Source organism: Variovorax ureilyticus (assembly GCF_037889935.1).
Classification (GTDB): Bacteria; Pseudomonadota; Gammaproteobacteria; order Burkholderiales; family Burkholderiaceae_C; genus Variovorax; species Variovorax ureilyticus.
Genome location: NZ_JBBKZU010000019.1, coordinates 28317 through 51508 on the forward strand (window position 1 = coordinate 28317; position 23192 = coordinate 51508).

The 23192-nt window shown below is 67.1% G+C and carries 19 protein-coding genes; 10 read left to right on the forward strand and 9 right to left on the reverse strand.

Annotated features, from left to right (window positions below; all coding sequences use genetic code 11):
* Positions 1-20: 20 nt before the first annotated feature.
* Genes WKW77_RS29955 through WKW77_RS29965 form a run of 3 tightly spaced genes read left to right on the forward strand, consistent with a single transcriptional unit; the run spans position 21 to position 3021 of the window.
* Positions 21-1109 (forward strand): sensor histidine kinase, encoded by a 1089-nt coding sequence (locus tag WKW77_RS29955; RefSeq protein WP_422823294.1) that lies wholly within the window; start codon positions 21-23, stop codon positions 1107-1109.
* Positions 1106-1855, forward strand: a complete 750-nt coding sequence (locus WKW77_RS29960; protein ID WP_340360537.1) for a LytR/AlgR family response regulator transcription factor — start codon at positions 1106-1108, stop codon at positions 1853-1855. Before WKW77_RS29955 ends, WKW77_RS29960 begins: the two co-directional genes overlap by 4 nt.
* Positions 1852-3021 (forward strand): AI-2E family transporter, encoded by a 1170-nt coding sequence (locus WKW77_RS29965; protein ID WP_340360538.1) that lies wholly within the window; start codon positions 1852-1854, stop codon positions 3019-3021. Before WKW77_RS29960 ends, WKW77_RS29965 begins: the two co-directional genes overlap by 4 nt.
* A gap of 112 nt (positions 3022-3133) precedes the next feature.
* On the opposite strand, the gene WKW77_RS29970 is transcribed toward WKW77_RS29965, so the two are convergent.
* Positions 3134-6064, reverse strand: coding sequence for a phosphoenolpyruvate carboxylase (locus WKW77_RS29970; protein ID WP_340360539.1), 2931 nt, complete (start codon positions 6062-6064; stop codon positions 3134-3136).
* A gap of 55 nt (positions 6065-6119) precedes the next feature.
* On the opposite strand from WKW77_RS29970, the gene hemC reads away from it, so the two are divergent.
* The 7 genes from hemC (at position 6120) to WKW77_RS30005 (ending at position 14492) form a co-directional block, all read left to right on the forward strand.
* Positions 6120-7067, forward strand: coding sequence for a hydroxymethylbilane synthase (hemC, locus tag WKW77_RS29975; protein WP_340360540.1), 948 nt, complete (start codon positions 6120-6122; stop codon positions 7065-7067).
* Between the two features lie 161 nt (positions 7068-7228).
* Positions 7229-8008 (forward strand): uroporphyrinogen-III synthase, encoded by a 780-nt coding sequence (locus WKW77_RS29980; protein ID WP_340360541.1) that lies wholly within the window; start codon positions 7229-7231, stop codon positions 8006-8008.
* Entirely contained in the window at positions 8005-9081 is a 1077-nt protein-coding gene (locus tag WKW77_RS29985; RefSeq protein WP_422823295.1) for a uroporphyrinogen-III C-methyltransferase, read from the forward strand. Before WKW77_RS29980 ends, WKW77_RS29985 begins: the two co-directional genes overlap by 4 nt.
* Positions 9082-9086: 5 nt before the next feature.
* Positions 9087-10370 carry a heme biosynthesis protein HemY gene (locus WKW77_RS29990; protein WP_340360542.1) on the forward strand — a complete coding sequence of 428 codons (1284 nt, stop codon included), beginning with the start codon at positions 9087-9089 and terminating at the stop codon, positions 10368-10370.
* A gap of 279 nt (positions 10371-10649) precedes the next feature.
* The gene (locus WKW77_RS29995; RefSeq protein ID WP_340360543.1) at positions 10650-11780 is read left to right on the forward strand and encodes a polysaccharide biosynthesis/export family protein; all 1131 of its coding nucleotides are present in this window, start codon (positions 10650-10652) and stop codon (positions 11778-11780) included.
* Between the two features lie 16 nt (positions 11781-11796).
* Complete coding sequence (locus WKW77_RS30000) at positions 11797-12234, forward strand: low molecular weight protein-tyrosine-phosphatase (RefSeq protein ID WP_422823296.1); 438 nt, start codon at positions 11797-11799, stop codon at positions 12232-12234.
* On the forward strand, positions 12234-14492 hold the full coding sequence (locus WKW77_RS30005) for a polysaccharide biosynthesis tyrosine autokinase (protein ID WP_340360545.1): 2259 nt from the start codon (positions 12234-12236) through the stop codon (positions 14490-14492). The genes WKW77_RS30000 and WKW77_RS30005 overlap by 1 nt, the downstream gene beginning before the upstream one ends.
* A gap of 58 nt (positions 14493-14550) precedes the next feature.
* On the opposite strand, the gene WKW77_RS30010 is transcribed toward WKW77_RS30005, so the two are convergent.
* The 8 genes from WKW77_RS30010 to WKW77_RS30045 are packed head-to-tail and all read right to left on the reverse strand — an operon-like array spanning position 14551 to position 23182.
* On the reverse strand, positions 14551-15783 hold the full coding sequence (locus WKW77_RS30010) for a glycosyltransferase WbuB (protein ID WP_340360546.1): 1233 nt from the start codon (positions 15781-15783) through the stop codon (positions 14551-14553).
* 6 nt (positions 15784-15789) lie between these two features.
* Positions 15790-17001 (reverse strand): glycosyltransferase, encoded by a 1212-nt coding sequence (locus tag WKW77_RS30015; RefSeq protein ID WP_340360547.1) that lies wholly within the window; start codon positions 16999-17001, stop codon positions 15790-15792.
* Positions 16998-18353 (reverse strand): O-antigen polysaccharide polymerase Wzy, encoded by a 1356-nt coding sequence (wzy, locus tag WKW77_RS30020; RefSeq protein WP_340360548.1) that lies wholly within the window; start codon positions 18351-18353, stop codon positions 16998-17000. Before wzy ends, WKW77_RS30015 begins: the two co-directional genes overlap by 4 nt.
* Positions 18350-19027: an acyltransferase gene (locus tag WKW77_RS30025; protein WP_340360549.1), complete on the reverse strand. Its 678-nt coding sequence runs from the start codon at positions 19025-19027 to the stop codon at positions 18350-18352. Before WKW77_RS30025 ends, wzy begins: the two co-directional genes overlap by 4 nt.
* A complete protein-coding gene (locus WKW77_RS30030; protein WP_340360550.1) occupies positions 19024-19998 on the reverse strand; it encodes a hypothetical protein in 975 nt (324 codons plus the stop codon). The genes WKW77_RS30025 and WKW77_RS30030 overlap by 4 nt, the downstream gene beginning before the upstream one ends.
* A gap of 28 nt (positions 19999-20026) precedes the next feature.
* The gene (gene fcl, locus WKW77_RS30035) at positions 20027-20992 is read right to left on the reverse strand and encodes a GDP-L-fucose synthase (protein ID WP_340360551.1); all 966 of its coding nucleotides are present in this window, start codon (positions 20990-20992) and stop codon (positions 20027-20029) included.
* Between the two features lie 31 nt (positions 20993-21023).
* Positions 21024-22463: a mannose-1-phosphate guanylyltransferase/mannose-6-phosphate isomerase gene (locus WKW77_RS30040; protein WP_340360552.1), complete on the reverse strand. Its 1440-nt coding sequence runs from the start codon at positions 22461-22463 to the stop codon at positions 21024-21026.
* The gene (locus tag WKW77_RS30045; RefSeq protein ID WP_340360553.1) at positions 22460-23182 is read right to left on the reverse strand and encodes a sugar transferase; all 723 of its coding nucleotides are present in this window, start codon (positions 23180-23182) and stop codon (positions 22460-22462) included. Before WKW77_RS30045 ends, WKW77_RS30040 begins: the two co-directional genes overlap by 4 nt.
* Between the last annotated feature and the right edge of the window lie 10 nt (positions 23183-23192).

Below are 23192 nucleotides of genomic sequence, written 5' to 3' on the forward strand. Positions count from 1 at the left end.
GGTCACCCAGTGTTTCATTGATGCGCAACCCGTCGATTTTATCGGCCACCCCTTCGCCATCGTCCAGGACGAAACCGGCTTCGGCCCCGACCGCGGCCGCTTCCGTGTCCGCGCCCCTGGGCTCGGTGGTCTTCGATGCCTGCCAGATCGGCGTCGTGCTGCGCGCGGTGCTTTTCGTGGAAGTGGTGGTGGCGGTCGCCACGCTGTTTCTCGCGGCCTCGCCGTCCGAATGGTTGCTGCGGGCGGCGACCGTGACCGGTGGCGCGCTGCCGGCGACCCTGCTCTGGCTGCTCGTGGGATGCGCTCTCAAGAAGCCCCTCGGCCGCCTGCCCCTGCGGGCGCAGTACGGGGCCGGTGCGCTGCTCGGCGCGGTGGCGGGGCTCTATGGCTGCGGTCTGCTGCGGCTGACGGGCGTGATCGCGGCCTCGGCATGGGTGGCGAGTGCCCTGGCCGGTGCACTGTTCGCGAGTCTGATCGTCGCCGCGCTGGCGCTGCGCGCACGGGGGCGGACACCGGCGGCGACCACTGCGCGCCTGGAAGAACTTCAGTCGCGCATCCGACCGCACTTCCTGTTCAACACGCTCAACAGCGCCATCGCGCTGGTGCGGCACGAGCCGGCCAAGGCCGAGGCCATGCTGGAGGACCTGAGCGAACTTTTCCGTCAGGCGCTGGCGGATCCCGGCGAGTCGGTCACGCTGGCCGACGAAATCGCGCTCGCGGAGCGCTACCTTGCCATCGAACAGGTGCGCTTCGGCGACCGGATGCGCGTGCGCTGGGACATCGACCCGGATGCCAACGGCGCGCGCCTGCCGCCGCTGCTGCTGCAGCCGCTGGTGGAAAACGCCGTCAAGCATGGCGTGGAGCCGAGCCCCGAGGGCGCCAAACTGCGCATCCGCACAGAGCGTCGCGGCAGCATGGTGCTGATCGAGGTCATCAACAGCCTGCCCCCGCTGCGCTGGGCCGACGAACCTTTGCCGCGCGGCCACGGCATCGCATTGGGCAATGTGCGCGACCGCCTGCATCTCCTGCACGACATGCGGGCGCAGTTCAGCGCCGGCCTCGACCAGAAGCACTATCGCGTGCGCATTGCCATTCCAGCTGAACCATGAATCCTCTTCGCACTTTGATCGTGGATGACGAAGCCTTGGCGCGCTCCCGGATGCGCGCGCTCCTGGCCGATTGCCGCTCGCCGGCCGCCGACATCGTCGGCGAAGCGGCAAATGGCGAAGCCGCCCTGGAGCAGCTTGGCGCGCAGCGTCTCGATCTCGTGCTGCTGGACATCCACATGCCCGGCATCGATGGCCTCGAGCTCGCGCGCCACCTGCGCAGCCGGCCGGATGCGCCGGCCGTGATCTTCGTCACCGCCTATGCGGCGCACGCGGTGACGGCCTTCGAACTCGAGGCGGTCGACTACCTGACGAAGCCGGTGCGCGTCGAACGGCTCCAGCAGGCTTTGCAGAAGGTCGCGCGCCATCTGCACGAGCGTCAGCCGGCCGCCGCGCAGGAGCCCCAGGACGCGCTGCTGATCCTCGATCGCGGCCGGACCGAGCGTGTGCCGCTGTCGGAAGTGCTCTATCTCAAGTCCGAGTTCAAGTACCTGACGGTGCGCACCGCTCAGCGCAGCCACATCTTCGATGGCTCGCTTTCCGACCTCGAGGAGCGCTATCCGAAGCGTTTCGTGCGCGTGCATCGCAACGCGCTGGTGGCGCGGTCCGCGATCCGCGCGCTCGAGAAATACGAAGACGGCGAGGAGGCGGAAGGCTGGGCCCTGCGGCTCGACGGCATCCCGGAGCCGGTCGTGGTGTCGAGGCGGCAGCTTCCGAGCGTTCGCGAGGTGCTGAAGGAGCCGCGATGAGCGACGGCGACAGCTCCGAAGCCAGGGACGAGGCGCCCCAGGAGCCCGCCGAGCCTGACCGCGTGCTGCTGCACATGCCGGTGGACGTGCGCAGCGCGTCTCTGGTGGCCCTCGCGGTGCTTGGAAGCGTGTTCGCATTGCACTGGGCCGCGGCGGTGTTCATCCCTCTGATGGTGAGCCTGATGCTGACCTATGCGCTGTCGCCGCTGGTCGATGTGCTCGAACGATGGAAGGTTTCGCGCTGGATCGGCTCTGCCGTGATCCTGCTCGCCGTCGGCGGCGCGATGGGCTGGACGGGCTATTCGCTCTCCGGCAGCGCGCAGGACCTCGTCGATGCGCTGCCCGTCGCGGCACAGAAGCTGCGCCTCGCCCTGCGCGACGACGGCCGGGCCAAGGACCCGAGCACGCTCGACACCGTGCAGAAGGCGGCCGCGCAGATCGAGCAGGCCGCCGAGGAGAACTCGGCCAAGGTCGCCGCCCGCAAGGGCGTCGCGCGCGTGGTCATCGAGCGGCCGGCCTTCAACGTCAGGGACTACCTCTGGAGCGGCACGGTCGGCCTGATCGCGGCGGCGGGGCAGCTCACGCTGATCGCCTTCCTCACCTACTTCGCCCTGGGTTCGGGGGACACCTTCCGCCGCAAGCTGGTCAAGATCACCGGTCCGAGCCTGCAGAAGAAGAAGATCACCGTGCACGTGCTCGACGCCATCACGAAGAACATCGAGCGCTACCTGCTGGTTCAGATCCTGACCAGCGCCCTCGTCGGTCTTGCGACGGGACTGGCGTTCTGGGCCATCGGGCTGGAGAGCGCGGCCGTGTGGGGCATCGTGGCCGGCGTGACGAACCTCATCCCCTACATCGGGTCGGTCATCGTGATGGCGACGGCGGGCCTGGTCGCGTTCATGCAGTTCAACAGCGTGCAGATGGCACTCCTGGTGGGCGGCAGTTCGCTCGTGATCCACACCCTGGTGGGCAACCTGCTCCTGCCGATCCTCACCAGCCGGACGAGCCGCATGAATCCGGTGGCGGTGTTCGTCGGCGTGATCTTCTGGGGCTGGCTCTGGGGCATCTGGGGGCTGCTGCTGGGCATCCCGATCATGATGGTCGCCAAGGCCATCTGCGACCACGTCGAGGACCTGCAGCCCATCGGCGAATTGCTGGGGGAGTAGAAGGACCACCCCCAGCCTCGCCCACTTCGTGTGGCTCTGCACCCCCTCGAGGGGGCGCACCCGGCGGCCCGGCGGAGCCGGTTCCGCGGGTGCTCCCGCTGAAGCTTCCTTATCAACCCGTGTTTCGCAAGCCCGCGGCGACGCCGTTGATGGACATGTGAATGCCGCTTTGCAGGCGTTCGTCGATCTGTCCTGCGCGGTAGCGGCGCATCAGCTCCACCTGCAGGTGGTGCAGCGGATCGATGTACGGGAAGCGGTGGCGGATCGAGCGTTGCATCTCGGCATTGCCTTCCAGGCGCTGCTTCGCGTCGGTGATGAGCGCCAGCGCGTCCGAGGTGCGATGCCACTCGGCGTCGATCATCGAGAACACCTTCTGCCGCAGCTTGCGGTCGGCAACCAGTTCCGAGTAGCGCGAGGCCAGCGCGAGATCGCTCTTGGCAAGCACCATGTCCATGTTCGACAGCAAGGTGCGGAAGAAGGGCCACTGCGCATACATGCGCTGCAGCAGCGCCTGCCGTTCCTTGCGAGCGGCGGGATTGCCGGCGCTGCCGAGGAACTTCTCGATCGCCGAGCCGAACCCGTACCACCCCGGCAGCGTGAGCCGGCACTGGCCCCAGCTGAAGCTCCAAGGCACCGCGCGCAGGTCCTCGATGCTGCGGCTCGGGTTGCGCGATGCGGGCCGCGAGCCGATGTTGAGTTCCGCGATCTCGCGGATCGGCGTGGCGCTGAAGAAGTAGTCGCCGAAGTGAGGTGTGTCGTACACCAGCGCGCGGTAGGCGGCCATGCTCGCCGATGAAAGTTCTGCCGCGGCAGCCATGAAGGTACTCGGCGCGGCCTTTGCGCTCGGCAGAAGCGTGGCTTCGAGCGTGGCTGCGACCAGCGTTTCGAGATTGCGGCGGCCGATCTCGTGATTGGCGTACTTCGAACCGATCACCTCGCCCTGTTCGGTCAACCGGATCTGCCCGCGCACCGTGCCCGGAGGCTGCGCGAGGATGGCCTGGTAGCTCGGTCCGCCGCCGCGGCCGACCGTCCCGCCGCGGCCATGGAACATGCGCAGGCGGATTGGGGCCCCCACGCTCGGCGCTGACGCGTCCTCGCTGCCCCCCGAGGGGGCGCTCGCCCGCTTGGGGCGGCCCGGCGAGGGACTCGGCACGCGGCTCTCCGCGTTCAGCTCGTCGAACAGCGCGACCAGGGCCAGCCCCGCGCGATAGAGCTCCCAATTGCTGGTGAAGATGCCGCCGTCCTTGTTGCTGTCGCTGTAGCCGAGCATCACGTCCTGCTCGGCGCCCGAGCGCTGGATCAGCGCATGAATGCCCGGCAGTCCGTAGAAGGCGCGCACGATCGGCGCGGCGTTGCGCAGGTCCTCGATGGTCTCGAAGAGGGGGACCACGATGAGGTCGCACGTTGCGTTCTCGGCAAGCGTGCCGCGCAGAAGCCCGACTTCCTTTTGCAGCAGGAGCGCCTCGAGCAGATCGCTGACCGTTTCGGTGTGACTGATGATGTAGTGCCGGATGGCCGCTGCGCCGAAGCGCGCACGGGCGGTGCGGGCGGCGGCGAAGATGGCCAGTTCGCTCTTTGCCAATGGGGAGTACTCCACATCGGGCACGCGCAGCGGGCGCGCGTCGTCGAGCAGGCGCAGCAGCAGCGCCTGCTTGGCCTCTTCGTCGAGCGAGGCGTAGCCGGGCTCGATGCGCGCCGTCGCGAGCAATTCGGCGACGACGGCTTCGTGCTTGTCGGAGCTTTGGCGCAGGTCCACCGTCGCGAGATGGAAGCCGAACACTTCCACGGCTCGGATCAGCGGATGCAGCCGTTGCGCGGCCAGCACCGCGCCATGCTGGTCGACGAGCGATTCCTCGATCGTGCGCAGGTCGGCAAGGAACTCCTCGGCATGCAGGTAGGGGTTCTGCGGCGGCACCGCGTGGCGTGCGGCCTGGCCGCCGGTGAGGTCGCGCAAGGTCGCCGCGAGGCGCGAATACATGCCGGTGAGCGCGAGGCGATAGGGCTCGTCGACGCGATGCTCGTTCTTGTCCGGCGAGCGTTCGGCCAGGGCCTGCATCTCGACCGATACATCCACCAACGCGGTCGACAGCGACAGCTCGCCGCCGAGGTAGTGCACTTCGGTCAGGTAGTGGCGCAGCGCCAGCTCGGCCTGGCGCCGCAGCGCGTATTCGAGCGTCTCGGCCGTCACGTTGGGATTGCCGTCGCGATCCCCGCCGATCCACTGGCCCATGCGCAGGAAAGGCGCCACGGAGGGCACGGTGTCCCCGTGCGCGAGAGCCTTCTCGAGGTCGGCGTAGACGCGCGGGATCTCGCGCAGGAACGTGGCTTCGTAGTAGCTCAGCGCGTTCTCGATCTCGTCGGCGACCGTGAGCTTGGAAAAGCGCAGCAGCCGCGTCTGCCAGAGTTGCGTGACGCGGGTGCGCATCTGCTCTTCGTTCTCCGCGTATTCGAGGGGCGTCAGGGCGTCCTTCTTGCCCGCGAAGGCGAGCTGGCGCAGCGCGATCTCGTCGCGCGCCGCGAGCAATTGCGCGATCGCGCGTTCGGCATCCAGGATGCTCTTGCGCTGTACTTCCGTCGGGTGCGCGGTGAGGACCGGCGAGACATAGCTGTGGGCCAGCGATTCCACGACGGCCTCCGGCTTGATGCCGGCCTTGCGGATGCGGGCGAGCGCGATTTCCAGGCTGCCATCGCCGCTTTCGCCGGCGCGTTCGGCCTCGGTCCGGCGGCGGATCTGGTGCCGGTCCTCGGCCAGGTTCGCCAGGTGGCTGAAGTAGGTGAAGGCCCGGATCACGCTCACCGTCTCCGCCGCGCTCAGGCCCTTGAGCAGGTTCTTGAGCGCGCGGTCGGCAGCGTGGTCGGCGTCGCGGCGGAAGGCCACCGAGAGCGTGCGGATCTTCTCGACCAGCGCATACGCCTCCTCGCCTTCCTGCTCGCGGATCACGTCGCCGAGGATGCGCCCGAGCAGGCGGATGTCGGCGATCAGGGGCAGGTCTTCGTCGTTGGCTTTCCGCTTGGGCGCGGTTGGGGCGGGGCTCGTCGTCATCTCGAAAACTTCTCCTCGTCTAATAGGCCTGCGGCGAACGTTGCTGCGGCGCAACATGCTAGCATCCCCGCGGTACTTCTCTCTCACTGGAACGGTCTTGAGCAACATCGTGATCGCCACACGCGAAAGCCGTCTGGCGATATGGCAAGCGGAGCACGTGAAGGCGCTCCTGCAAGAAAAGGGCCACGCGGTCAGCCTTCTGGGCATGACGACGCGCGGCGACCAGATCCTGGATCGCTCCCTCAGCAAGGTCGGCGGCAAGGGGCTCTTTGTCAAGGAACTCGAGCTCGCGCTCGAAGAAGGCCGCGCCGACATCGCAGTGCATTCGCTCAAGGATGTACCGATGGATCTGCCCGAGGGCTTTGCGCTGGCCTGCGTGCTGGAGCGCGAGGACCCGCGCGACGCGCTCGTCTCGCCGCGGTTCGACTCGCTTGATGCCTTGCCGCAAGGCGCGGTGGTTGGCACCTCCAGCCTGCGGCGAGTGGTGCTGCTGCGCTCGCTGCGGCCCGACCTTCGCATCGAACCGCTGCGCGGCAATCTCGACACTCGTCTGCGCAAGCTCGATGAAGGCCAGTACGACGCGATCGTGCTCGCTGCCGCGGGCCTCAAGCGGCTGGACCTCGGAGACCGCATCCGCCAGGTCTTCGAACCCGATGCGATGCTGCCCGCCGCCGGACAGGGCGCGCTCGGCATCGAGGTGCGCGCGGACCGCGCCGACCTGATCGATCTGCTTGCGCCATTGGCGAGCCGGCCCGACGGGCTCGCCACCGCTGCCGAGCGCGCGGTGAGCCGTGCCATGGGCGGCAGTTGCTCGATGCCGCTGGCCGCGCATGCTCGCTGGCAGTCGGCGAGCGAGCTGCGCATCGATGCCGCATGGGGCGACCCGGAAGGCGCCGCGCCGCTGGTGCGAGTGCACGTGCAGGCGAACGTGGCGGACTTCGCGCAGGCGGGTGCGCTGGGCGACAGCGCCGCCGGGCTCTTGCGCGCGGGCGGTGCGCAGTAGGATGAAGCTCACCCCCAGCCTCGCCCACTTCCTGTGGCTCGGACACCCCCTCTCCGGGGGCACCCCCGGCGGCCCGGCAAAGCCGGTTCCGCGGGGTTCCTGGCCTCAGCTGCGTCAGTCTCATGCGTCGCGGCTCGCGCGCAGCCTGGTCGTGCGCTGAGATGTCACGACAGCGCGTGATCGTCACACGTCCTGCGCGCGAAGCCTCACGGTGGGTGGCCGACCTGCGTGGCGCGGGAGTCGATGCCATCGCCCTGCCGTTGATCGAGATCGCTTCGCTGGAGGACCGCAGCCCCGTCGAAAAAGCCTGGCAGCGGATCGCCGGCTACGACGCGCTGATGTTCGTGAGTGCCGCGGCGGCCACGCATTTCCTCGGTGGCGCGAGCGTCGGGCGCATCGGCGCAGCCGCGCATTGCCGCTTCTGGGCGACTGGCCCCGGCACCGTGCGAGGGCTGCGGGCGGCCGGCGTGCCTGCGTCTTCGATCGACGCGCCGGCGGCCGATGCAGTGCAGTTCGACTCGGAGGCACTCTGGGCGCTGGTTCGATCGCAGGTGCGCCCCGGCGTGCGTGTGTTGATCGTTCGAGGCGGCGATGCGGCCGGCCAGGCGGTGGGCCGCGTATGGCTGGCGCGCGAGATCGCCGAGGCGGGGGCGACATGCGACGCGGTGGCGGCCTATCGCCGGCTCGTGCCCGCCATCGGCGAGGCCGAGCGTCACGTGATCGAAGAAGCCGCCGACGGATCCGCCATCTGGCTCTTCAGCAGCTCGGAGGCGATCGCCAATCTGCGCACGCTGGCGCCGGCGGCCGACTGGCGCGCCGCACGGGCGCTTGCGACGCACGAGCGCATCGCGCAAGCCGCACGCGACGCCGGCTTCGGCCGCGTGCGCGTGTCCTCACCGCCCCTGTCGTCGCTGGTCGCGTCGATAGAATCCTTCGAATGAGCGACGCTTCTGTCTTGATCGAGCCTGCGCCAGATCCCGCGATGCGCGCTGCGGCGCCCACCGCCCCGATGGCCGGCCCTGCTGCCGCAGCCGCCTTGCTGTCGAGGTTGCTGATCGGCGTCCTGGCGATCGTCGCACTGGTGGCCCTCGTGATCTCGATCGCGCTGTGGCAGAAGGTCAGCGGCATGCAGGAGCAGCTCGCGCGTCAGAGCGCGGATGCCCTCGCGCAGTCGCTCGAGGCCCGCACCCTGGCGCGCCAGGCCCACGAAGTCGTGCGCGACACGGCCGCGCGGCTCGCGCTGGCCGAAACGCGCCTCAACGAGGTCGTGCTCCAGCGCTCGCAGCTCGAAGAACTCATGCAGAGCCTCTCGCGCTCGCGCGACGAGAACCTCGTGGTCGACATCGAGGCCGCCGTACGGACGGCCTTGCAGCAGGCGCAGGTGACGGGCAACGTCCAGCCACTCCTGGCGACACTGAAGGCCGGCGACCAGCGCATCGAGCGCGCCTCGCAGCCGAGGCTCGCGCCGTTGCAGCGCGCGATGCAGCACGATGCCGACCGCCTGCGCGCATCGGCGAGCGCCGACGTGGGCGAGGCGCTCCAGAAGATCGACGAGCTGATCCGCAATCTCGACGACCTGCCGGTGATCAACGCCGTCGCGATGCGCGGAAGCGGCAATGCGCTGCAGGCCGAGCCGGTCCCGCCGGGCGCGCCGTGGTGGGAACGCGCCCTGCTGGTGGTCCGCGGCGAGGCGCGCGCGCTGCTGCGCGTGGGCCGCATCGATCGCCCCGAAGCGGTGCTGCTGACGCCCGACCAGACCTTCTTCCTGCGCGAGAACCTGAAGCTCAAGCTGCTCAATGCGCGCCTGTCGATCCTCTCGCGCCAGGTCGAAACGGCGCGCAGCGAGCTCGCAGCGGTGTCGGTGTCGCTCAATCGCTACTTCGATCCGGCATCGCGCCGCGTGCAGGCCGCGGCCACGCTGCTCCAGCAGATCCAGGCGCAGGTGAAGACCACCGAGCCGCCGCGTATCGATGAAACTCTCGCGGCCCTGGCGACGGCCGCTGCCGGACGCTAGGGATCATGCGCGCGGCTCTCTGGCTACTTGCACTGTTCGGTATCGCGGCCGCGGTGGCGCTATTCGCGGGCAACAACCAGGGGACGATCACCGTCTTCTGGCCGCCATGGCGGGTCGATCTGTCGCTGAACCTCGTGTTACTCCTGCTTTTCGCGGCATTCGTGTTCCTGCACTTGGCCCTACGCGGGCTGTCGGCCCTGTTCTCGCTGCCGAAGCAGGCGCGGCAATGGCGACTCCAGCAGAAGGAGCGCGCCTTGCATGCCTCGCTCCTCGATGCCGCGGTGCAGCTCCTCGCGGGGCGTTTCTCGCGTGCCCGCAAGGCGGCATTGGCCGCGCTGGTGCAGGAGCGGGCGCTGGCCGCGCTCGATGCCCACCTGCCGGCCGCGCCGCAAGTCCGTGTGATGGCGCACCTGCTGGCGGCGGAGAGCGCGCAATCCCTGCAGGACAGGCCGGCGCGCGACGCGCATCTGCAGCAGGCGCTCAACGAAAGCGCGGAGCGCGGCGCCATGGCGACGCCGGAGACCCGCGAGGGCGTGCAGTTGCGCGCCGCTCGCTGGGCGCTGGACGATCGCGATGCGCCGGGTGCGCTCGCGCGCCTGGAAGAGCTGCCGCTGGGCGCGCAGCGGCGCACGCTGGCCCTGCGCATCCGTCTGAAGGCTGCCCGGCAGGACCGGCGGACGCTGGAGGCGCTGGAAACCGCGCGTCTCCTGGCGAAGCACCGCGCTTTCTCGGACTCGGGGGCGCAGAGCATCGTGCGCGGCCTGGCGACCGAACTGCTGTCGGGTGCGCACGACCCGGCGCAGCTCCTGCGCGCTTGGAACGAGTTCGAGCTGAGCGAGCGCCAGATTCCGGAAGTCGCGATCCACGCAGCCCAGCGCATGGTCACCCTGCGCGGCGATCTGTCGGTGGCCCGCGCGTGGCTCTTGCCGATCTGGGAGCGGATGATCCAGCAGCCGCAAAGCTTGGGCGAGTCGCTGCGCGTCAAGCTGGTGCGCGCCCTCGAGGCGGGGCTGGATTCGGTGGACGCGGAGTGGCTTTCGCGCATCGAGTCCGCCCAGCGTAACAACCCGCGCGATGCCAATCTGCAGTACCTTGCAGGCATGGCCTGCATGAAGCGGCAGCTGTGGGGCAAGGCGCAACAGTTGCTCACACAGGCGGGCCTCGGCTTGCAGGACGTCAATCTCCATCGGCGGGCCTGGCAGGCGCTCGCTCAGCTGGCCGAGGCGCGCGATGACGCCGATCAGGCTTCCGCCGCCTGGAAGCGCGCTGCGCAGACAGAAAATCCCTGACGCAGCCATACTCCGTGCTGCATTGATGCTACTGAATTTGTAGCACCGAACCAGAAGAAGGAGGCCTCCCGATTCGCTGTATGTCGGCAAATTGCTCCTTTTGATGAGGTCGTTTGGCGTACTGTCTCGTAGGCCTTCATCCACCTTACGCACTAAGCCGACAAAGGGTTTGAGTCGCTACCTTTCCTGAGGTACAGTGGTAACTGTTTGCAAAAGTATTCATTTCAGGGTCACGATGCGGGGTCGCTTTTGAAACGTTATTTCCTCCATGCCACTTGCTTGGCAGCGGCTGTCCTGCTGGTTCAGGGTTGTGCGCCGCTGGGGCCGGGCTTCACCTCCGCCAGCGGTGACGCCGCCAAGGCCGTTTCTCCCTCGGGCTTCTCCACGAACGAGATTGATCCGCCGCCGGCGGGTGCGATCACGGAGATCACGCCCGAGCTGATTCATGCACAGCGCGCCGCGACGGCGCAGACGACGGTGGGCCCCGAGGTAAGGAAGCTGATCGGCAATATCGGCCCCTACCGGATCGGCCCGGGCGACGTGCTGGGCATCCTCGTGCTCGATCACCCGGAAATCGTCTACAGCACGCCCCCATCGAGCGGCGGCGGAGATGTCGGCAGTGTGTCTGCGGCGCCCGGCTACATCGTGTCGACGACCGGACAGTTGAGCTTTCCTTATGCCGGCACGCTGAACGTGAACGGCATGACCATCGAGGAAGTCGAGCAGGCGCTCGTCAAGCGTCTGTCGCGTGTTTTCCGTGATCCGCAGCTGAGCGTGCGGGTCAACTCCTTCCGCAGCAAGCGCGCCTACCTGGAAGGCGAAGTGCGCGCACCCGGTGTGATCGTGTTCAGCGACATCCCGATGACGCTCGCGGAGGCGCTCAATCGCGCGGGCGGCCTGACCGCCAACGGCGATCGTTCTGCCGTCGACCTCACGCGCGACGGCAAGATGATGCAGTTGAATCTGGTCGCCATGGCGGACGCGGGCATCGATCCGAGCCGGATCCCGCTGAAGCCGGGCGACATGCTGTACATCCGCGGTCGCGACGAAAACAAGGTCGCCGTCTTCGGCGAAGTGAACAATCAGCTCGGGGTGCCGATGCGCAACGGGCGGCTCAGCCTGAGCGATGCGCTGGTGGAAGCGGGTGGCGTGAACCTCAACACCGCCAATCCGCTGCAGATCTTCGTGATCCGCAACGAGCCGACCGGCGGCCAGTCGATCTTCCACCTCGATGCGAAGACGCCGACGGCCATCGCGATGGCCGATGGGTTCGCGCTGCGTGCCAAGGACGTGGTCTACGTCGATCCGGTGCAACTGGTCCGCTGGAACCGCGTGCTCAACCTGATCCTTCCGACCGCGACGACCTGGACCTCCTACCGCGGGGTCGTCAGGCCGGGCACCAACCAATGACGGGCTGATCGTGACCATTCGCAACGTTCTCGTCGTCTGTCTGGGAAACATCTGCCGAAGCCCGATGGCGCAAGGGCTCTTCGGTGCTGCGCTGCCGAACGCGCAAGTCGCTTCCGCGGGGCTGCAGGCGCTCGTCGGCAAGCCGGCCGACCCCATGGCGCGCGAGCTCATGGAGGCGCGCGGCATCGACATCGCCGATCACCAGGCGCGGCAGCTCGATGCACAGATGTGCCAGCGCGCGGATCTGATCCTCGTCATGGACCGCGAACAGCGCCGTGCGATCGAGGAGCGCTACCAGTTTGCGCGAGGCAAGGTGTTTCGTCTCGGCGAGTTCAGCGATCGCGACGTGCTTGATCCGTACCAGGCCGGCCGGGATGCCTTCCTGCACTCGCTCACACTCATCGAAGAGGGCGCCCAGCAATGGGCCCAACGCATTTCCAGAGTATCCAGTTAATGAACTCCACTCTCACCCCCAAGGCCGGTCCCAGCGCGTTCGAAACGCCGGAGGAAGAGGACTTCGACATCGGTCGATACCTCGAGGTGCTGCAGTCCAACAAGTGGTTGATCGCCGGCATCGCGCTCGTGGTCTTCGTGGCCGGGTTCATCTACGCGTTTCTCGAAAAGCCCGTGTACGAGTCCGCCATGGTCATCCAGGTCGAAAACTCGGAAGGCGGCGGCGGTGGCAAGGGTGCCTTGGCCGAGGCGGGCGGGCTGGTGGACGTGAGGGCGCCCGCCAGCGCGGAAATCGAAATCCTCCGCTCGCGGATGATCGCGACGCAGGCGGCCGAGGCAGCCAATCTTTTCGTCGTCGCGTCGCCGCGCTACATCCCGTACATCGGCGGCTGGCTCGCGCGGCGCTCGACCTCGCTGTCGGATCCGGGATTCCTGGGCCAGGGCGGCTACGTCTCCGGCCAGGAGCGCATCGAGGTCTCGAAGTTCAACGTGCCGGAAGCGCTTGAAGGCGCTGGTTTCCTCATCACTGCGAAGGAGGGCGGTCGCTATGCGCTCTCCGGGCCCGGGCTCGCCGAACCGCTCGGCGGAACGGTCGGCACGATGCTCAAGGCGACCAGCACCCAGGGGCCGATCGAGCTGCTGGTCACCGAACTTGCGGGCAAGCCCGGCGCGGAATTCGATCTTCAAGCCCAGGCCAAGCTGCCCACCATCATCGGGCTCCAGAACAGCCTGAGCGTCTTCGAGCGCGGCAGGGCCTCGGGGATCATCAACGTGTCGCGCCAGGACACCGATCCGTACAAGCTCACGCGCGTCCTGAACGCGGTCGGCGCGGAGTACGTGCGGCAGAACATCGAACGCAAGGCTGCGGAGGCGCAGAAGACGCTGGCGTTCCTCGACGTGCAGTTGCCGCAGTTCAAGAAGCAGCTCGAAGCCTCGGAAGACGTCTACAACCGCTACCGCAACCAGAAGGGTACGGTGGACTTCAGCCAGGCCGCTTCGACGGCGCTCACCCAGTCGGTCGATCGCCAGACGAAACTGCTGGAAGCCCAGCAGCGTCGCCGCGAACTCGAAGCGCGCTTTACATCCGCCCATCCGCTGGTCCAGACGCTCGATGCACAGATTGCCGCGCTGAAGACCGATCTGGGCGAGATCCAGCAGCGCATCAAGCAGTTGCCTGAAGTGCAGCAGGAAGCGGTGCGCATGGAGCGCGACGTGAAGGTGAACACCGAGCTGTACCAGTCGCTGCTCAACAATGCCCTGCAACTGCGCCTGGTGAAGGAAGGCAAGATCGGCAACGTGCGCGTGGTCGACGAGGCCGTCGTGCCGCTCTACCCGATCAAGCCGAACCGCAAGGTGATCATCGGCGCGGCGCTCGCGCTGGGGCTGTTCCTCGGTATCGTCGCGGCCTTCCTGCGCAATGCCTTCGTCGAACGCCGCATCCGCGATCCGCACGAGGTGGAGGTCAACAGCGGCCTGCCGGTGTTCTCGTCCATTCCCGTGAGTTCGCACCAGGATGCGATCGCCAAGCGGCGCCTGAGCGGCGCCACGGGTGTGAGGCTGCTCGCGATCGAGCATCCCGACGATCCCGCGGTGGAAAGCCTGCGAAGCCTGCGCACTGCGATGCAGTTCGCGATGCTCGAGTCCCCGAACAACCGCGTGCTGATCACGGGCCCGACGCCGGGCGTCGGCAAGAGCTTCGTGTCGGCCAACTTCGCAGCGCTGATGGCAGCCGCCGGGCGGCGCACGCTGCTCATCGACGCGGACCTGCGCCGTGGCCACACGCACCAGTACCTGGGGCTGCAGCGGCATGGCGGCCTGTCCGAGCTGATCGCGGGCAGCCTGACGATCCAGCAGACGGTCCACAAGCAGGTGGTCCAGAACCTCGACTTCCTCGCGACGGGCCAATTGCCCCCGAACCCGGCCGAGCTGCTGGTGTCGGATTCGTTCAAGACCACGCTGGAGCGCCTGTCGGAGCAGTACGACCTGCTGGTGATCGACTCGCCGCCCGTGCTGGTGGCCGCCGACACGAGCACCGTGGCCGCGCACACCGGCACCGTGCTGCTGGTGGCGCGGGCCGACCTCTCGACCATGGGCGAAATCAAGGAGAGCACGCGGCGCCTTGCGATGAGCGGCAAGGCGGCCACCGGGGTGCTGTTGAACGCGATGAATCTCGGCCGCCGGACGCTGTCGGCCTCGAAGTACGGCCGCTATCGCTACACCCACTACAACTACGAAAGCATCCTGCCCGAAGAGCAGTGATCGCGGTCCGTGATCGCATGGCGGGCAGGCCGCCATGTTCACGCGCCGGGCGGCCGTGTCAGCGGCGCGTGTCCGCCACGCAGGCCTTCAGATCGCGCTCGAACTGCCTGAGCACCGCGTCGCGGTCGAAGTTCTCTTCCGCATAGGTTCGCGCGCGGATGCCGAGTTCGCGCCGGCGATCCGGCTGCGAGGCGAGCGAGAGCACCGCGTCGGCAAAGGCCTTCGGGTCGTCCGGCGGCACCGCGATGCCGCATTTCGCTGTGACCTGGCCGAGCTCGGTTTCCGGCCTGGCGCCCGCGACCACGGGCCTGCCGCTGCTCAGCATGCCCGTGAGCTTGGACGGCATCACCAGATCGGCAGCGTCGGCGCGCTGCGGCAACAGATGGATGTCCGCGAGCCCGAGGAGATCGCCCAGGCGCTCCATGGGCTGAAGATCGAGGAAGCGCACGTTCGATAGGCTTTCGCAGCGCTTGATGAGGTCGGCGCGGCCGGCGCCGTTGCCGCAAAAGACGAAGTGGATGTCAGCGTGGCCGGCAAGCAGCGATGCGGTCTCGGCCAGCAGTTCCAGCCCCTGCTTGGCGCCCATGTTGCCCGAATAGAGCGCGACCACCGCATCGGGCGGCAGGCCCAGTTCGGCGCGATAGGGGCTCTCGCCGGTGAGCGGGCGAATCGCCGAGACGTCGGCCCAGTTGGGCAGCGAGACCAGGCGCGCATCCTCGGTTCCCTTGCTGTTCGCGCGCTCCATCATCCGCATGGAAATCGTCGAGATGCGATCGAAGCACCGCATGAGCCGGCGTTCCATGGAGGCGACCATCGAACGCACTCGCTGGCCCTTGAGCAGGCCGAGCTCGAACGCCGCATCCACCTCGTAGTCCTGGATGTGCAGCCATGCCTTGGCCGAACGCAGCCGCGCGAAGACGACCGCGGCCGGGGAGCAGAAGAGCGGCGGCTCGGTCACCCAGACCACGTCCGGCTTCCAGTGCCACTGGGCCAGCAGCGCTGGAATGCTGCCGAGCGCGAAGCTCGCGAGATGGATCAGGCGGCGTGTGCCTGTGACCTTGCGCGGCACCCACAGCGGGGTGCGGATGACCTTCGCGCCGTTCCAGCTTTCGGTCGTATAGCGCGCCCCGTTGTAGCCGGGCCAGACCGCCCAGTCGGGGTAGTAGGGCGGCGCGGTGACGACGCGCACCTCGTGTCCCTGGGCGGCCAGCCAGGCGACCATCTCGCCTGTGTACTTGCCGATGCCGGTGAGTTCGGGTGCGAAATTGATGCCGTAGACGAGAAGCTTCATTGACCCTCAGGCAGCGTTTCGATGTTGATTCGAGGCGCGCTCGAGAGGGCTGAAATGCGACGCACCGGGCGAGTGGTCGTTGATGATCCGCACGAGCGTCTCAGCCACCTGCTCGATCTGGAAGCGTGCCTGGAAGCAGCGCAGGGCGGCGATGCGCATGGACGCGACATCGGCGCGCGACAGGGAAAGCCACTGGCGCAGGGTCCCGATGGTGCCCTCCAGCGTGTCGGGGCCGACCAGCCCGGCGCCGTCCTGCTGGATCTCGCGCCAGATGTTCACCTTGTCGCTGATGAGTACCGGCTTGCCGCACGCAAGGGCCTCCACCACCGCGATGCCGAAGTTCTCCTGGTGCGAGGGCAGGCAGAACACGTCGGACGCGTAGAACGCACCCCATTTGAGGTCGCCCGACACGAGACCGGTCCAGGTGATGCGCTCGGCGACGCCGAGTTGCCCGGCGCGGCTCTTGAGCTGGTTCACGATGGCGTCGTCGCCCGCGCCTGCCATCACGAGGTGCAGGTCCGGCGCTTCGCCGAGCACGCGCGCGAAGGCATCGATGAGCAGGTCGCCACCCTTCTTCTCGTGGATGCGGCCGAGATAGAGCAGGATGCGCTTGCCCTGGATTTCCGGGAAGGCGGCGGTGAATCCGGCGGCCAGCGCACGCGCGTTGGTCGGCGGCTGTGAAGTGCCATAGGAACCGACGACTTCCCGGGCCCGATAGAGCCAGAACGACTGGCGCGCCAGCAGGCGTTCTTCTTCGCAGGTGAAGATCACCGCGGCGGCATCGCGCAGGACGCGGTAGTCCGCCCAGGGCCAGTACAGCCACTTCTTCAGGTGCTTGAGCGGGTAGCGGCGCTTGAACCAGGGGTCCAGCATGCCGTGCGTGTAGACGAAGTAGGGCGTCGCCGAACGGCCGAGCGCCCGCCAGGTCGCCAGGCCCGTGTACTGCCAGAGCCCGTTGACGATCACGGCGTCGTAGTTCGCGGCGTTGGCCTGCAGCCATGGAATCGCCCGGTCGTTGTAGAAATAGCCGCTCGAGGACGGACCCAGGGCGGTCAGCTGTCCGGGAAAGTCGGTCACGTAGTCGGCATCGGGGCTGTCGAGGCTCAGGATGTCGCCCGGATGGCCGATGGCCGCCAGCGCGTCCCGAAGTCGCCTGACGCCTTCGATGGGCCCGCCGCCGTAGGGATTAACCGATGGAACGAAGTGGAGCAGTCTCACGTTTTCGAGGCACGTCCAGGAAAGATCTCAAGCCTCGGAAACCGGAACAGCAAGAGGGCGAACGCAAGAATGATCCCCAGCAGCCCGTTGGCGGTCAACTGGCCGCTGGAGGGCCACGACAGGATCGCCAGTGCGGCGGTGAGCCAGACGAGCACCGGATAGGGCGAATGGGTCTTCATCGACAACCTGAAGCTCTTGAAGAGGCCAATGACGATCACCAGCAGCTTCAGGCCCACATACGTCATTCCGAGCAACCCGCCTTCCAGCAGGATCCGCCCGCCTTCGGATTCGGCGAGCGCGAAGTAGCCGGACGAGCCGGTGCGCACGAAGTTGGCGAGGTTGGAGCCGTACCCGACACCCCCGCCCAGCCAGTTGACGGTCTCGAACACATGCGACTCGCCAACGAGGATGGTCTGCACCCGACCCCAGAAGTCCTCCGCCTCCGACGCCTGCTCGAAGCGCGTTTGCGTCACGTCGATCGCATCCCGGAAGAAGATGGCGAAGATGCCGACCAGCAACAGCGCGATGACGACGCCGACCGCGGCGGCCGGCTTCTGCGGCATGCGGGAGAACACCAGCCTGCCGATCAGGTAGGCCATGAACATCATCCCCGAAGAGATGACGGCCGTTCTGGAGCCGCTCACCAGCGCTCCGACCAGGAAAGCGATGAAGACCGCCGTCGCGAAGAGGTAGTGCTTGCTGCGTGGCTTTCGGGCCGACAGCAGGCCGAAGACGATAGGCGCCACCAGTCCCATGAACGTCGCGTAGCCGGAGGTGAAGCTGAAGGTCCCGGTGGTGCGGACCACGCCCACCACGACGGTGAAGATGCCTTCCTCGTCATCACCACCCTCCAGCTGCACGTTGATCCACGCCCCGGGCGGCGAGTAGTGCTGCAGTACGGCCAGCGGCGCCATCAGGACCATCATCCACCCCGCCATCAGGAGCGCCGCACGATAGTCGGTCTCGTTCATCGAGGCCGCCGCCGCAACCGCGAACCAGGTGTACAGGAGCCAGAAGCGCAGCCCGATGATGAAGATGAGGGGCGAGCTCTGGCCTGCGGCGAGCTGGAGAAGGCCCCATCCGAACACCAGCAGCGACCACGCGAAGAGGGCGGACGTGATCTTCATCTGCTGGCGCAGATAGCCGCGCTTCCAGGCGTAGAAGATCAGCCAGGCCGCGCAGAAGTCCCGAAGGCCGATCAGGGGCAGCGATGACGCGGACGTGACCCATTTGCGAACGGCGCCTTCGTACACGACGATGAAGAACACCGCCAGAAAAAGCTGCCCGGCGCGGCTGAGCGACTGCGGCTTGCTCGCAGCTCGGGGCGGGGCTGATGAAAGCACGGCGCTCATGGCGTGGGCTTTTCGCTGCCCGTCGGTGCCGGCCTGCCCGGCGGGAATGCGTCGGCCGGCGTGACGAGGGCGCCCTTGCTGCGGCCCACCCAGGCCTCGTACGGGGCGAGGAAGATGACCGGGTCGTAGTCGAGATCCTGAGGCCGGACGTTGAGGCGCACGGTCGCGGGATTGCCGGTCGCGACTGCCAGCGGGGGCACGTCCTTGGCCACGACCGCCCCGGCACCGACCACGGCCCCGTAGCCGATCGTGACGCCCGGCAGGATCGTCGCGCCGACCGCGATCCATGCGTAGTCGTCGATGCGCACCGGCTTCCTGAACTGGCGCCATGTCGGATCGCCGACGTGGTGGCTGCCCGTGAGCACCGTCACCCGGTCATTGATGACCACGCGCGAGCCGATCGTGATCTTCTCCAGCGCGACGAGCTCCGCGTTGTGCGCGATGAATGTCCGATCGCCGATGCTGAAGTTGGAGCCCTGGCCTTTGAGGTCCTTCGAATCGATGACCGACAGCAGGCCGATTTGCATCCCGCTCGCACGCAGCTTTCGTCTGTGCCGCACGATGGACAGGAGCGAGCGAAATTGAAGCGCGCGCTTGGCCCAGACCACGAGCCAACGTTTCGAGCCGAGCGGAGGCCGTTCGCGCTCGCTCCAGAGAAATTGCAGTTCGTTCATTTCTGCACCTCCGCCGCCATGGCTTGCAGCGCGGCGACATGGGCGTCGATCCGGTGCGGCTCGTACCACTGGCGTGCTTCCCGGCCGATGGCCTTGGCATTCGATACCGAGCCGTCCAGCGCTTCGAATCCCGGGATGTAGTGCACATGCGGCGACAGGCCGTCGTATGAACCGTATTCCTTCGCGAGCAGCACGGGGCAGATGCCATGCGCGCAATAGGCCGCGAAGACGCCGCTCTTGGAGACGTAGTCGGTCGGGTAGGCGAGAGCGCCGCAGGCCGCGGTGGACAGCTCGCTGCTGACCTGGTCGGCGGAGAGCTTGCCGTGCGCCACCACGCCCTCCTGCTCGAATCGCTGGAGCAACTCCGGGTCCTGTTGCGGCGGGCCGATGTCATGGATCTCGAGGCCCGCCTTTCGTGCTCGCCGGAAGATTTCGCCGTCGGCCCACTGGTAGACATTGGCCCGCACGCCCGAGCTGCCGAACACGACCATTCGCGGCTGGCGCTCGGTCTCGATGCTGTCCGGCTCGCCCACATTCGAGAACACCGGCAGCACGCGGTGCGGCGTGTCGCGGCGCTGGTCGAGCAGCCAGCGGGCGGACTCGTCCCGGTTGGTCAGCCAGAAATCGGACAGAGAGAGCAGTTCGCGCGCGATCTGCTTCTGGATGCCGTTGAGCCAGAAAGCCGAACCCCACGGCGGCCCGGAGGCGAAGAGCTCGTGAAAGACCACGCCGAACGACCTGAACTGCTGCCGAAGGCTGCCGATCCTCTTGACCAGCCACAGAGGTACGCCACGCTTCTGGAAGCCGTAGCCACTGAAATGCAGCAGCAGCAAGTCGCCGGACCACGACGAGGAATCGGTGGTGGGACCGAGCTCCATGGGCGGCGCGTGAAGCGGGCCGCCGACGACGACCGCGTAATCCTTGACGCCGCCGCTGCCCGGAGGAATGAGCGAAATCGAGGGTCCTTGCATCACGCGAATCGTATCGGGAGATCCCCGCTCAGGCGACCAGTTCTTCGCTGCGGAAATCTTCGTACGCCTTGGCAATGCCTTCGCGCAAAGGCACTCGGGGCATCCAGCCGAGCTGGCGGATGCGGGAGATGTCGAGCAGCTTGCGCGGGGTCCCGTCGGGCTTGCTCGTGTCGTACTGGATCGAGCCCTGGTATCCCACGACATCGCTCACCAGCTGGGCGAGCTCGGCGATCGACTGGTCTTCGCCCGAGCCGATGTTGATGTGGCTACTCATGACTTCGGTGTGCGCGGCATAGACCTCACGCGGAAGGTCCATGATGTGGACGCATGCGCTGGCCAGGTCGTCGACGTAGAGGAACTCCCGCTTGGGCGTGCCCGTGCCCCAGATCACGACGGACGGCGCATCCGACATCTTGGCCTCGTGGAAGCGGCGGATCATCGCCGGCAGCACGTGGCTGTTCTCCGGGTGATAGTTGTCGCCGGGCCCGTAGAGGTTGGTCGGCATCACGCTGCGGTAGTCGCAGCCGTACTGGCGGTTGTAGCTCTCGCACAGCTTGATGCCCGCGATCTTCGCGATCGCGTAGGGCTCGTTGGTCGGTTCGAGCTTGCCGGTCAGGAGCACGTCCTCCGACATGGGCTGGGTGGCAAGGCGCGGATAGATGCAGCTCGATCCCAGGAACAGCAGCTTGGCAACGCCGGTGCGCCACGACTCGTGGACCACGTTCGCCTCGACCATCAGGTTCGAGTAGATGAACTCGGCCGGGTAGGTGTTGTTGGCATGGATGCCGCCGACCAGGGCTGCCGCCACGTACACCTCCTGCGGCTTCTCCTTGGCGAAGAAGGCCCTGACCTGCGCCTGGTCGGTCAGGTCAAGCTCGGCGCGGCTGCGGGTGATGATGTTGGTGTAGCCCCTGCTGGCCAGACCGCGCACGATCGCGCTTCCGACCATGCCACGATGACCCGCCACGAAAATCGGCTTCTGGAACTCGTTCATTCAGTATCACCTTGATGTTCGCGGGTGAGTGTCACGCGAGCTTGCGCTGACTGGCGTCGGAGCCCATGCCGTCTTCGTCGTCGAACCGAACGATGTCGTCGTCAGCCAGGTAGCTGCCGGTTTGGACTTCGATCACTTCGAGCGTGGTCTTGCCGGCGTTCTCCAGGCGGTAGACCGCGCCCACGGGGATGTAGATCGACTCGTTTTCCTTCACGAGCTGGGCATGGCCGTCGCAGGTCACCCGGGCCGCGCCCTTGACGACGACCCAGTGCTCGGCGCGGTGATGGTGCATCCGGAGCGCCAGCCGGGCACCCGGCTTCACCGTGAGTCGCTTGACCGCGAAGCGTTCGCCGTCGTCGATGCTGTCATAGGCGCCCCAGGGCCGCGGCACACGGCGATGACGGACCGCCTGGCTCTGGCCCTTGGCCGTGAGCAGCGCGACGACGTCCTTGACCTGCTCGACGCAGTCGTTGTGCACCACCAGCAGCGCGTCCGGCGTGTCGACCACCAGCAGATCCTTGGTGCCCAGCGCCACGACAGGACGGATGGGCGCATGGATGAAGGTATTGGCCGAACTCATCGCAAAGCCGTTGCCGCTGATGCGATTGCCGTTCGAATCCAGTTCGTGGAGCTCGGCCACTGCATTCCAGCTGCCGACGTCGGTCCAGCGTCCGCGGAACGGGATGACGGCGACCTGATCGGATTTCTCGAGGACCGCGTAGTCCATGCTCTGGCTGCGGCAGTGCTCGAAAGCGGACCGCTCCATGCGCAGGAAGTCGCCGTCGACCTCGACGGCCGCGGTGGCCGCCTTGCACGATTCGAGAATGTCCGGCGCGTGCGTTTCCAGTGCCTTGATCAGCACCTTGGCCTGCACCAGCAGAATCCCGGCGTTCCAGAAGTTTCCGCCCTCGAGCAACAACTGTTCGGCGCGGGCGGCTGCGGGCTTCTCGATGAACGACGCCACCGTATGGCCCGCTTCTTCGGCCAGCGGTCCATCGAGCTTCGTGCCCTGGCGGATGTAGCCGTAGGCGGTGCTGGGAAAGGTCGGCTCGACGCCGAAGGTCACCAGATGACCGCGCAGCGCAGCGGGAATGCCCGTCCGGATCGTCTCGGCGAAACCGTCGACATCCGGAATGTGATGGTCCGCGGGCGCGAAGAGCAGCAGGTGATCCGGCTTGGAAAGCAGCGCCACGGCGGCCATCGCGGCGGCGGTGTTCCGGGCGACGGGTTCGAGCAGCTGTCGCCCGGTCACCTGTGCCGCATCCACGCATTCCTGCACGAGGAACCGGTGTTCCTCCGATGCCACGCAGGTCACTTCGGTGTTGAGCTTTCGAAGGCGCTCCAGCGTGAGCACCAGCAGGCTCTTGTCACCGACGAGCGGAACGAATTGCTTGGGCAGCGTCTTGCGTGAGAGGGGCCACAACCGTGTGCCGCTTCCCCCGCAGAGTACAACGGGGTGAACGGCTGTCACCGCGAACCCTCTCCGCTGACCACGGCGCGGACGGTCCTGAGAAGGATCTTGATATCCAGCCAGAGGGACCAGTTGCACACGTATTCGACGTCGAGTTCCACGCGACGTGCGTAGGAGAGCCTGTTGCGGCCGCTCACCTGCCACAAGCCGGTGATGCCCGGACGCACGGCGCAGTAGTGCTCCCATCCCTTGCCATAGAGGCTGCGTTGGCGCTCCATGCAGGGGCGGGGGCCGACGAGGCTCATGTCGCCCTTCAGGACGTTCCAGAACTGGGGGAGTTCGTCCAGGCTCAGCTTGCGGATGAACATGCCGATCGGTGTAATCCGTGGATCCTTCTCCAATTTCTGGAAGGTGTCCCATTCGGTGCGGGCCATGTCGTTGCGGCTCAGGAACTCGTCCAGAACGTCTTCGGAGTTCCGCACCATCGAGCGGAACTTGTAGAAACGGAAGCGCTCGCCGTTCTCGCCGAGACGGTTCTGCCAGAAGTGGACCGGGCGGCCCATGCTGATCATCACGCTCAATGCGACGATGACGTAAAGCGGGCCGAACAGCGCGAAGAACGTCAGTGCACCCGCGATATCGATCGACCGTTTGACGGTGCGTTCGAAGTAGGACAGCCGGCGCGGCTTTGCGTACGTCGCAGGTGCCGAAGAGCCGCCCCCGTCGGGAGAAAAACGTCGGACCACGTTGCCGTTTGCGGTCGAGTCAGAACGAAACATTTGAAATTCT